Consider the following 11,624-nt stretch of genomic DNA (forward strand, 5'->3'; position numbering starts at 1 on the left):
TACCCTAGCCCAGCTTGGATGCGACGAGCTCCGTGAGGTCGACCAGGCGGTTGGAGTAGCCCCACTCGTTGTCATACCAGGACACAACCTTGACCTGGTTGCCGATGACCTTGGTCAGGCCGGAGTCGAAGATCGAGGAGGTGGGGTCGCCGACGATGTCGGAGGAGACGATCGGGGCGTCGGTGTAGCTGAGGATGCCCTTGAGGCTGGACTCTGCGGCGGCCTTGACGGCGGCGTTGACCTCGTCGACCGTGACTTCGCGGGAAACGGTGACGGTGAGGTCGGTGGCGGAGCCGGTGGGGACGGGAACGCGGATGGCGTAGCCGTCGAGCTTGCCCTTCAGTTCCGGCAGGACCAGGCCGATGGCCTTGGCGGCACCGGTGGAGGTGGGAACCATGTTGATGGCGGCGGCGCGGGCGCGGCGGAGGTCGCCGTGCGGGCCGTCCTGGAGGTTCTGGTCGGCGGTGTAGGCGTGGACGGTGGTCATCAGGCCGCGTTCGATGCCGAAGGAGTCGTTGATGACCTTGGCCAGCGGGCCGAGGCAGTTGGTGGTGCAGGACGCGTTGGAGATGATGTTGTGCGCTGCGGGGTCGTAGAGGCCGTCGTTCACGCCCATCACGATGGTGATGTCCTCGTCGCTGGCGGGTGCGGAGATCAGGACCTTCTTGGCGCCGGCGTCGATGTGCTTCTGTGCAGCGGCGGCCTTGGTGAAGAAGCCGGTGGACTCGATGACGATGTCCACGCCGAGCTCGCCCCAAGGCAGGTTTGCGGGATCGCGTTCGGCGAGGACCTTGATGGCCTTGCCGTCCACCACGAGCTGGCCGTCGACAACCTCGACGGACTGGGTCAGGCGACCACCGACGGAGTCGTACTTCAGCAAGTGGGCCAGCGCTTCGGGGCTGGTGAGGTCGTTGACCGCAACGATCTCGAGGTCGGCGCCCTGGGCCAGAGCTGCGCGGAAGTAGTTGCGTCCGATGCGGCCGAAGCCGTTGATACCAATACGGGTGGTCACTTTTTGTCTCCTTGGTGCTTTCTCAAGCACATCTAGTGAGTCGGAACTTGAGTCCAACTAACAAATCCCGCACGTCATTGGGCAGAAGTGATTATCAGATCGGAGGGCGACCAGCCACGTTGCTGAAGGCTGACGACGCCTTCCGTGACCTATCTTACGTTCAAGAAAGCCCGCCCCTGCAACTGCAGGGGCGGGCTTTCCGCCATTTGGGCGAAATTCACGCGAATGTGAAGTTTGTTACACCCGCGTGTATTCCGGATCACGCACTAGAGGACGATGAGTCCCGTGGCGTTGGCGCGGGCTGCTTCGAAGCGCTTGGCGACGTCGGCCCAGTTGACGATGTTCCAGAACGCCTTGACGTAGTCGGCCTTCACATTGACGTAGTCCAGGTAGAAGGCGTGCTCCCACATGTCCAGCATCAGCAGCGGGGTGGTGCCGACGGCGACGTTGCCCTGCTGGTCGTAGAGCTGCTCGATCAGCAGGTTGCCGGCGATGGGCTCGTAGGCCAGGAACGCCCAGCCGGAGCCCTGCAGGCCGAGGGCGGCCGCGGTGAACTGGGCGCGGAAGGCGTCGAAGGAGCCGAAAGCGTCCTCGATGGCGGCCGCGAGTTCGCCTTCGGGCTTGTCGCCGCCGTCCGGGGAGATGTTGTTCCAGAACACCGAGTGGTTGATGTGGCCGCCGGTGTGGAACGCCAGGTCCTTCGACAGGCGGTTGATGTTGGCGAAGTCGCCCTTTTCGCGGGCTTCGGCCAGCTGGGCCAGGGCGTTGTTGGCGCCGGCAACATAGGCGGCATGGTGCTTGCTGTGGTGCAGCTCCATGATCTTCGCCGAAATGTGCGGTTCAAGCGCCGCGTAGTCGTAGCCAAGCTCGGGCAGTACGTACTCTGTCACGAAACCCTCCAATGTCGTGGACCGTCGGTCCTGTTGCTAACTCTCGTTCTGTTCATCCGGCCGGAGCACCGGCCGGAAATCCCTGGGGAGTACTGCTGTTCCCGGCCGACCATCGGCATAACCGAGGGATCCGCCCGGGTATTTCACCCCGCCGTGTCGATTCTAGGCACGGTGGCTATTCGTCCATCATTTCCGGAGTCACATTTGCCTCAGTGCCCGGGATGTCCAGCTCGGCGGCGCGTTTGTCGGCCATGGCGAGCAGGCGCCGGATCCGGCCGGCGATCGCGTCCTTGGTCATGGGCGGGTCAGCGAGGCGGCCGAGTTCATCCAGGCTTGCCTGCTTGTGCGCAACGCGCAGCTCACCCGCGTACTTCAGGTGGTCCGGGACGTCGTCGCCGAGGATCTCCAGAGCGCGGTCCACACGGGCTCCGGCGGCGACAGCCGCCTGGGCGGACCGGCGCAAGTTGGCGTCGTCGAAGTTGGCCAGGCGGTTCGCGGTGGCGCGCACCTCCTTGCGCATGCGCCGCTCTTCCCAGACCATCAGTGCGTCATGGGCGCCCATCCGGGTAAGGAGCTCGGCGATCGTGTCGCCGTCGCGGATCACCACGCGGTCCACGCCGCGCACTTCGCGGGCCTTGGCCTGGATGCCGAGGCGGCGGGCCGCGCCCACCAGGGCGAGGGCGGACTCGGGGCCGGGGCAGGTGACTTCCAGCGAGGAGGAACGGCCCGGCTCGGTCAGCGAGCCATGGGCGAGGAAGGCGCCGCGCCAGACAGCTTCGGCGTCGGCGGCGGAGCCGTTCACGACGGCGGACGGCAGCCCGCGGACGGGTCGGCCCCGGCCGTCGAGCAAGCCGGTCTGCCGGGCGAGGGCCTCGCCGTCGCGCACCACCCGGACGACGTAGCGGCTGCCGCGCCGCAGTCCCCCGCCGGAGACGACGATGATCTCGCTCTGGTGGCCGTAGACCTCGGCGATGGCGGCGCGCAGCCGCCGGGCCGTGGAGGCGAGGTCGACTTCGGCCTCGATGACGATCCGGCCCGAGATGATGTGCAGCCCTCCGGCGAAGCGCAGCATGGCCGAGACTTCGGCTTTGCGCACGGAGGACTTCTTGATATCCAGCCGGGAAAGTTCTTCCTTGACCGACGCGGTCAGTGCCATGGCGTGTTCCTAACTGTTCCCGAAAATATCGTGGTACGCCGCCGCCAGGAGGAGGGGGTCGTGGACCGGGCGGCGCCGGGACGCACCTACTCTACCGAAGACGACCTCCGCGCCGATGCGCCCGGCGGCCTTTTCGAATGTAGCGACGTCGGACACGGATTCCGGATCGGCCAGGACCACGTCCACGCTGAACTCCGGGGCGTACTTGCGCAGCGCGTCAAGGTGGTCGGCCGCGCTCATGCCGGAGGTTTCCTTGGTGTCCATGGCAAGGTTCATGGTCAGGCACCGCTTGGCGGCGGTGCCCACGAGGGCCTGGCGCATCTCGGGAAGGAGCAGGTGCGGCAGCACGGAGGTGTACCAGGAGCCGGGGCCGAGGATGATCCAGTCCGCCAGCTCGATGGCCGTGAGGGCGTCGGTGCAGGCCGGTGCGTCCTGCGGGATGAGCCGGACGTCTTCCAACGACCCGGCCACCGCGCATTTGGCCTGGCCCGTGATGGTCTGGACGTCGTAGCCGCCGGCGGGCAGCGGGACGCGGACGTCGCCTTCGATGGTGAGCGGCACGCTGGACATCGGCAGCACCTGCCCGCGGGCGCCGAGCAGCGCACCGGCCCATTTCAGCCCGGCGACGGTGTCGCCCAGGAGTTCCCAGAGGGTCATGATGAGCAGGTTGCCCATGGCGTGGTTGTCGAGCGGGCTTTCGCGGCCTTCCGGGGCCTTGAAGCGGTGCTGCATGACGTCGCGCCAGGTGCGTCCCCAGTCGGTGTCGTCGCAGAGGGCGCTCAGCGCCATGCGCAGGTCGCCCGGCGGGAGGACGCCGTACTGTTCGCGGAGGCGCCCGGACGAGCCGCCGTCGTCGGCCACTGTCACGATGGCGGTCAGCTCGGAGGTGAGGAGGCGCAGCGCGGACAGCGACGCGGCCAGGCCGTGGCCGCCGCCGAGCGCCACCACGGAGGGGGTCTTGTCCTTCTGGCTACCCGGCGTTCCCTTCGGCGGGATGAGCGGCAGCGGCCCAGTCAGGACCCCCATTACTCGCGGCCCAGATCGCGGTGGCTGGTGGTGACGGTCACGCGCGGATACTGCGCGAGGCGTTTGGAGAGCTCGACGGCGACCGCCACCGAGCGGTGCTTGCCGCCGGTGCAGCCCACGGCGATGGTGGCGTAGTGCTTGTTCTCGGTGCGGTATCCGTCCAGGACGGGTTCCAGGGCGCGCACGTAGCGGTCCACGAATTCCTTCACCCCGGCGCCCTCGAGCACATAGTCGCGGACGTCGGCGTCCAGCCCGGTGTGCGGGCGCAGCTGGGGGACCCAGTGCGGGTTGGGGATGAAACGGGCGTCGGCCACGAAGTTGGCGTCCACGGGGAGGCCGTACTTGAAGCCGAAGCTCATGACGTTCAGGCGCAGCGTCACCGGTCCGGTTTCGCTGAACAGTTCGGTGATGGCGGTGGCGAGCCCGTGGACGTTGAAGGCGCTGGTGTCCAGGACGATGTCCGCGGATTCGCGCAGTTCCCGCAGCACCTCGCGTTCAGCGGCGATGCCGTCCAGGATGCGTCCGCCGCCCTGCAGCGGGTGGGGCCGCCGGCCTTGTTCGAAGCGCCGCACCAGGACGTCGTCGCTGGCGTCGAGGAAGAGGACCCGGAACGTGATTCCGCTGGTGCTCAGGGCACCCAGTGCGGCACGGATCTCGCTGAACAACCCCTTGCTGCGGACGTCGACGACGATCGCGAGTTTCGGGATGGAGCCAGGGGCGTGGGAGACGATCTCGGCCAGTGTGCCGAGCATCTGGGGCGGGAGGCCTTCCACGACGTACCAGCCGTGGTCCTCAAGCGCGTCGGACGCGGTGCTCCGGCCCGCCCCGGACATGCCTGTCACCACCAGCAGTTCCGCTTCGGCAGGCTTGACGGGAACCAGTCCGTCCTGCTCCGCGCCGGATTCTGCCGTTGGTTCTGACATCAAATCTCCCCCGTTTTCGAGATGGTCCGTTACCGGAGCCGCTGCGGCAGCGGCCGGTTCCTTCGTTGGCTGGCTTTCCTACCCTAGCTAAGATTCGAGGATTTCGCCGGTGGCCATGTTGATGGCGACGGCGGCTTCGTTGCCTTCGGCTGCCTCGCCCAGATGCCTGCTGATCGCCTCCGCCAGTGCAGGCCCGATGCCCTTGGCCGCGGTGAGTTCGACGACGGACGCGGCCTTGATCTTCTTGAGCGAACCGAAGTGGGTCAGGAGGGCCTTCCGCTTCGCTTCGCCTAGGCCCGGCACGCCGTCCAGCGCGGAGACGGTCATGGCCTTTCCGCGCTTCTGGCGGTGGAAGGTGATGGCGAAGCGGTGGGCTTCGTCGCGGATGCGCTGGAGCAGGTACAGGCCCTGCGAGGTGCGGGGCAGGATCACGGGGAAGTCGCTGTCCGGCAGCCAGACTTCCTCGAGCCGCTTGGCCAGGCCCACCACGTAGACGTCGTCGATGCCGAGGTCCGCGAGGGCCCGCGCGGCGGCGTTCACCTGGGGCTGGCCGCCATCGACGACGACGAGGTTGGGCGGGTAGGCGAACTTGGCTTTCGCAGGGGCCACGGCGTCGTCGGCCTGCTGCGTGCCAGGCTCCCTTGCCGGGCTTCCTGCGGGCTCCCCGGCGGGGATCTCGCCCGATTTGGGCGGCTGCGCTGCCTTGTCCTGCAGGTAGTGCCGGAAGCGCCGGGTCAGGACGTCGTGCATGGCCGCGGTGTCGTCGCGGGCGGCCTCGCCGGTGATCGAGAACTTGCGGTAGTCGGCCTTCTTGGGCAGCCCGTCCTCGACCACCACCATGGAGGCCACCACGTTGGTGCCCTGGACGTGGGAAATGTCGAAGCATTCGATCCGCAGCAGGGGCACGGGAAGCTCGAGGGCCTCCTGGAGTTCCTGCAGCGCCTGGGAACGCACGGTGATGTCCCCGGCGCGGCGCACCTTGTGCAGCTTCAGCGCCTGTTCGGCGTTTTCCCGGACGGTGGACATGAGGGCTGCCTTGTCGCCGCGCTGCGGAACGCGGATGTCCACCTTAGCGCCGCGCAGCCCGCCCAGCCACTCAATGAGTTCGGCGTGGTTGGCCGGCGTCTCCGGAACGAGGACTTCCCGGGGGATCCGTTCCTGGTACTCGCCGTCCTCGCCGTAGACCTGCTGCAGGAGGTGTTCGATGAGTTCGGGCGTCGTCACGTCTTCGACCTTTTCGACGACCCACCCGCGCTGGCCCCGGATGCGGCCGCCGCGGACGTGGAAGACCTGCACCGACGCTTCCAGGTCGTCTTCGTGCAGGGCGAAGACGTCTGCTTCGGTGTCCTCCGAGAGCACCACGGCGTTGCGTTCGAACACCTTGCGCAGCGCGGCGATGTCGTCGCGGACCCGGGCGGCGCGTTCGTAGTCGAGTTCGGCGACGGCCCCGGCCATTTCCTTCTCCAGGCGGCGGATGAACCTGCCGGCTTCGCCGCCCATGAAGGCGCAGAAGTCCTCCGCCAGCTGCCGGTGCTCTTCCGGTGTGACACGGCCGACGCACGGGGCGGAGCATTTGTCGATGTAACCCAGAAGGCACGGCCGGCCGCTCGCCTGGGCCCGTTTCAGGACTCCGGCGCTGCAGCTGCGCACCGGGAAGACCCGGAGGAGGGTGTCCATGGTTTCCCGGATGGCGCCGGCAGTGTAGGGGCCGAAGTAGCGGGTGCCCTTGCGCCGTTCCCCGCGCAGCACCTGCACGCGGGGCAGCTTCTCCCCCATCGTCACGGCGAGGTAGGGGTAGCTCTTGTCGTCGCGGAAGACGACGTTGAAGCGGGGCTTGAATTCCTTGATCCAGGTGTATTCGAGCTGCAGGGACTCCAGCTCGCTGGCGACCACGGTCCACTCGACGCTGCTCGCGGCGTGGACCATGGCATGGGTTTTGGGCAGGAGCCCGGCGGGGTTGGCGAAGTAGGAGTTCAGCCGGGAGCGGAGGTTCTTGGCCTTGCCGACATAGATGACCCGGCCGTGCGGGTCCCGGAAGCGGTACACGCCCGGCGTCGTCGGAATTTCGCCCGTCCGGGGCCGGTAACTCGCTGGATCTGCCACGGGTCCAGTCTAGTAAGGGAAACCGTGTCCCGCCGCCAGGGCTATTCGGCGCTCTTGCTCTGGTTGTAGCCGGCAGCGCGTTCCTGCCCGCTCAGCTCCGCGATGGCGTCCATGATCCGGTCCGTGACCTCGCGGCGCGCCGGCAGGGAGTGGTCCGGGCCCGTCTTGTCGAAGTACAGCGGCTCCCCCACCTTCATGGTGAAGTGCTGCGGACGGACGGCGTTGGTTTCGATCGACTGAAGCTTGTCCGTGCCGATCAGGCCCACCGGGACCACCGGGGCGCCGGTGGTGAGGGCGAGCCAGCCGACGCCGGTGCGGCCGCGGTACAGCAGCCCGTCGCGGGATCGGGTGCCCTCCGGGTAGATGCCGATTCCGCGGCCGGCTTCGAGGATGTCCAGCAGGGTCTTGAGCGCCTGCACGCTGGCCGCCTGCTCGCCGCGCTCCACCGGAATGGACCCAACGGCCTGGAAGAACGCCTTCATGGCACGGCCCTTGAAGCCCTTGCCCGTGAAGTATTCGGCTTTCGCGAAGAATGCCACACCGCGGGGCATCAGCGCCTGGACGATCACGCTGTCGAGGAAGGAAAGATGATTCGGGGCGACGATGAACGGGCCGTCCTTGGGCACGTTCTCCAGGCCGATGACCGTGGGCCGGCAGGTCCCGGAGATCAGTCCGCGGGTTGTCCAGCGGATGACATCAAAGGCTTCCATCGTTCTGCACCTCGCTCAGCGCCGCCGCACGGACAACGTCCAATTCTTCAATCTTCTTCCGCAACTCGTCCGTGGTGTGGACCACCGCGACGGCGCCGGCTTCTTCAAGCTCCCCGTCCGGTGCGAAGCCCCAGCGGACTCCGACGCAGTCGAGGCCGTTGGCCATGGCCCCTGCGACGTCCTGGTGCCGGTCCCCGACCATCACCGCGCACTGGCCGCCCAGTTCGGCGAGGGCCGCGCCCACGATCTCGACCTTTCCGGGGGGCACGCTCCTGCCGGACGGCAGCACGGCGTCCGGGGATTCGTCGTCGGACGATCCGCAGATCGCCGTGAAGAACCCGGCGATGCCGTGGTGCTCCAGGACGATCCTGGCCAACCGTTGCGGTTTCTGAGTGGCGACGGCGACGGGCCGGCCGGCGGTGGAGAAGTGGTCCAGCAGTCCGTGGATGCCGGGGTAGAGCCGGCTGGCGGCGATCCCGGTGGCCAGGTAGTGGGCCCGGTAGCGGGTGATCGCTTCCTCGACCAGCTCCGCGGGGACGCCGGCGATGGTGCCCAGGGAGTCGCTGAGCTTGGGCCCGACCATTGAATCCAGGGTTTCCTGGTCCGGGACGGGCAAGCCCATTTCCCCCAACGCGGCGGCGATGCCGCCTGTGATTCCGCCGGCAGGATCGACAAGGGTGCCGTCCAGATCGAAGATTACGGGCACCGATGTTTGAGTCACCGGGTTAGTTTCTCACGAGTTCAGGCATGCCTGAAATTCACATTCCGGCCGGGGAATACTCCGGAGTGCGTCGGACGCGCGACACCGGGTTCCCCGGCCGGGGAGCCTACAACCGGCCCAGGATCTCCGACAGGAAAGTGCCTGTGTGGCTGTCCGGGGACTTGGCGACCTGCTCTGGGGTGCCCGTGGCCACGATGCGCCCGCCGCCGGAACCGCCGTTGGGGCCGAGGTCCACGATCCAGTCGGCGGACTTGATGACGTCCAGGTTGTGCTCGATGGTGATCACCGTGTTTCCCTTGTCCACCAGGCCCTGGAGCACCAGGAGGAGCTTGCGGATGTCCTCGAAGTGCAGGCCGGTGGTCGGCTCGTCCAGGACGTAGATACTGCGGCCGTTGGAGCGCTTCTGCAGTTCCGAGGCAAGCTTCACGCGCTGCGCCTCACCGCCGGACAGGGTGGTGGCCGGCTGGCCGAGGCGCACATAGCCCAGGCCGACGTCGACCAGGGTGTTCAGGTGCCGGGCGATCGGGGTGAACGCGGCGAAGAACTCCGCTCCCTCCTCGATGGGCATGTTCAGCACATCGGCGATGGTCTTGCCCTTGTAGTGGACTTCCAGGGTTTCGCGGTTGTAGCGCGCACCGTGGCATACCTCGCACGGAACGTAGACGTCCGGAAGGAAGTTCATCTCGATCTTCAGGGTGCCGTCACCCGAGCAGGCCTCGCAGCGCCCGCCCTTGACGTTGAAGGAGAAGCGCCCGGGCTGGTAGCCGCGGACCTTGGCCTCGGTGGTCTCGGCGAAGAGCTTGCGGATGTTGTCGAATACGCCCGTGTAGGTGGCCGGGTTGGAGCGCGGGGTGCGGCCGATGGGGCTCTGGTCCACGTGCACCACCTTGTCCAGGTGCTCCAGGCCCTGGACGGAGCGGTGCCGGCCGGCCACCTGCTTGGCGCCGTTGAGCTTGTTCGCCAGCACCTTGTAAAGGATCTCGTTGACCAGGGTGGACTTGCCGGAACCGCTGACGCCGGTCACCGCGGTGAGCAGGCCGAGCGGGAAGGTGGCGTCCACGTTGTTGAGGTTGTTCTCGCGGGCGCCGATGACCTTCAGCTCTCGCTTCTTGTCATACTTGCGACGCTTCGCGGGGATTTCGATGCTGCGCCGGCCGGACAGGTAATCGCCGGTGAGCGACTGCCGGTTTTCCAGGAGTTCCCGGTAGGGACCGGAGTGCACCACCTGGCCGCCGTGCTCACCGGCGCCGGGTCCGATGTCCACCACCCAGTCGGCTTCGTGGATGGTGTCCTCGTCGTGCTCCACCACGATCAGGGTGTTGCCGAGGTCGCGCAGGCGGGTGAGGGTTTCGATCAGCCTGCGGTTGTCCTTCTGGTGCAGGCCGATGGACGGCTCGTCCAGGACATACAGCACGCCCACCAGGCCGGACCCGATCTGGGTGGCCAGGCGGATGCGCTGGGCTTCACCGCCGGACAGGGTGCCGGAGGGGCGCTCGAGGTTCAGGTATTCGAGCCCGACATCCAGGAGGAAGGTCAGGCGCGCCTGGATCTCCTTGAGGACCTGGTGCGCGATCTGGGCTTCACGGCCGGTCAGGGTGAGGTTGCCCAGGAATGCGGCGCATTCGCGCATGGGCAGCGCCGAGACCTCGGCAATGGACTTGCCGTTGATCAGGACGGACAGGGAGGCCGGGTTCAGGCGTGCTCCATTGCATTCCGGGCACGGGATCTGGCGCATGTACTCTTCATAGCGGTCGCGGGCCCAGTCCGAATCGGTTTCACCGTGCTTGCGGTGCACGTACTGGATGGCGCCCTCGAACCCGGTGCTGTACTTGCGTTCCCGGCCGAAGCGGTTGCGGTACTGGACGACGACCTTGTGGTCCTTGCCGTGCAACACGGTGCGGCGGACGTCGGCGGGCAGCTTCTCCCAGGCGGTGTCCATGGAGAAGCCGAGCTCCAGGGCCAGGCCCTCGAGCAGCCGGTTCCAGTATTCCGTGGTGGCGGTGCCCAGGGACCACGGGGCGATGGCGCCCTCATTGAGCGAAAGCTCGGGGTTGGGGACCACCAGTTCCTCGTCCACCTCTAGCTTGGTGCCGATGCCGGTGCAGGCTGGGCAGGCGCCGAAGGGGTTGTTGAAGGAAAAGGAGCGCGGCTCGATTTCGTCGATGGCCAGCGGGTGCTCGTTGGGGCACGCCAGGTTCTCCGAGAACGCCCGGATGCGGTGGGGGTCCTCCTGGTCCAGGTCCACGAACTCGGCGAGCACACGGCCTTCGGCCAGGGACAGGGCCGTTTCGATGGAGTCGGTGAGGCGCTGGCTGATGCCTTCCTTGACCACCAGGCGGTCCACCACCACTTCGATGGTGTGCTTGAACTGCTTGCCGAGCTTGGGCGGGTCGCTCAGCTGGATGAGTTCGCCGTCCACGCGGGCGCGCGCGTAGCCCTTGGCGGTGAGTTCCTTGAAGAGTTCTACGAACTCGCCCTTGCGTCCGCGGACCACCGGCGCCAGGACCTGGAAGCGGGTTCCGGCGTCGAGCTCCAGGAGCTGGTCCACGATCTGCTGCGGCGTCTGGCGGGTGATGGGCTCATGGCACACCGGGCAGTGCGGGCGGCCGACACGGGCCCACAGCAGGCGCATGTAGTCGTAGATCTCGGTGATGGTGCCCACCGTGGAGCGCGGGTTCTTGCTGGTGGACTTCTGGTCGATGGACACCGCCGGGGACAGGCCCTCGATGAAGTCGACGTCCGGCTTGTCCACCTGGCCGAGGAACTGCCGGGCGTAGGCCGAGAGGGATTCCACGTAGCGGCGCTGGCCCTCGGCGAAGATGGTGTCGAACGCGAGGGACGACTTGCCGGACCCGGACAGGCCGGTGAACACGATCATGGCGTCACGGGGCAGGTCGAGGTCGACGTTGCGGAGGTTGTGCTCCCGCGCACCCTTGACGACGAGCCGGGACAGGTCATGTCCGGCTGGCTTCAGGGGAGCTGGGGGAACGCTCTTGAGGGTTTCGACGGCGGAGTCTTCAGCTACGGCTTTGGGCACCCACTAATGCTAATCGAAAACTTCTTCGAATTTCCATGTGTGCCTG

Annotated in this window: 9 protein-coding genes; all 9 read right to left on the reverse strand. The window is 67.2% G+C overall.

Annotated features, from left to right (window positions below; all coding sequences use genetic code 11):
• Nucleotides 1-4 precede the first annotated feature (4 nt).
• Complete coding sequence (gene gap / locus D3654_RS02265) at nt 5-1,012, reverse strand: type I glyceraldehyde-3-phosphate dehydrogenase (protein ID WP_120519913.1); 1,008 nt, start codon at nt 1,010-1,012, stop codon at nt 5-7.
• Between the two features lie 266 nt (nt 1,013-1,278).
• Entirely contained in the window at nt 1,279-1,902 is a 624-nt protein-coding gene (locus D3654_RS02270; RefSeq protein ID WP_115787362.1) for a superoxide dismutase, read from the reverse strand.
• Between the two features lie 175 nt (nt 1,903-2,077).
• Nucleotides 2,078-3,058: a DNA-binding protein WhiA gene (gene whiA / locus D3654_RS02275; RefSeq protein WP_070349529.1), complete on the reverse strand. Its 981-nt coding sequence runs from the start codon at nt 3,056-3,058 to the stop codon at nt 2,078-2,080.
• Between the two features lie 9 nt (nt 3,059-3,067).
• Nucleotides 3,068-4,084 (reverse strand): gluconeogenesis factor YvcK family protein, encoded by a 1,017-nt coding sequence (locus D3654_RS02280; protein ID WP_120519914.1) that lies wholly within the window; start codon nt 4,082-4,084, stop codon nt 3,068-3,070.
• Nucleotides 4,084-5,007, reverse strand: coding sequence for an RNase adapter RapZ (rapZ, locus tag D3654_RS02285; protein WP_120519915.1), 924 nt, complete (start codon nt 5,005-5,007; stop codon nt 4,084-4,086). Before rapZ ends, D3654_RS02280 begins: the two co-directional genes overlap by 1 nt.
• Before the next feature lie 87 nt (nt 5,008-5,094).
• Nucleotides 5,095-7,110, reverse strand: a complete 2,016-nt coding sequence (gene uvrC / locus D3654_RS02290) for an excinuclease ABC subunit UvrC (protein WP_120519916.1) — start codon at nt 7,108-7,110, stop codon at nt 5,095-5,097.
• Between the two features lie 41 nt (nt 7,111-7,151).
• Nucleotides 7,152-7,820: a lysophospholipid acyltransferase family protein gene (locus tag D3654_RS02295; protein WP_120519917.1), complete on the reverse strand. Its 669-nt coding sequence runs from the start codon at nt 7,818-7,820 to the stop codon at nt 7,152-7,154.
• A complete protein-coding gene (locus D3654_RS02300; RefSeq protein ID WP_120519918.1) occupies nt 7,807-8,541 on the reverse strand; it encodes an HAD hydrolase-like protein in 735 nt (244 codons plus the stop codon). The genes D3654_RS02295 and D3654_RS02300 overlap by 14 nt, the downstream gene beginning before the upstream one ends.
• A 106-nt stretch (nt 8,542-8,647) precedes the next feature.
• Nucleotides 8,648-11,578, reverse strand: a complete 2,931-nt coding sequence (uvrA, locus tag D3654_RS02305) for an excinuclease ABC subunit UvrA (RefSeq protein ID WP_120519919.1) — start codon at nt 11,576-11,578, stop codon at nt 8,648-8,650.
• Nucleotides 11,579-11,624: the final 46 nt, after the last annotated feature.

This window comes from Arthrobacter celericrescens (assembly GCF_003614925.1).
Lineage (GTDB): Bacteria > Actinomycetota > Actinomycetes > Actinomycetales > Micrococcaceae > Arthrobacter > Arthrobacter celericrescens.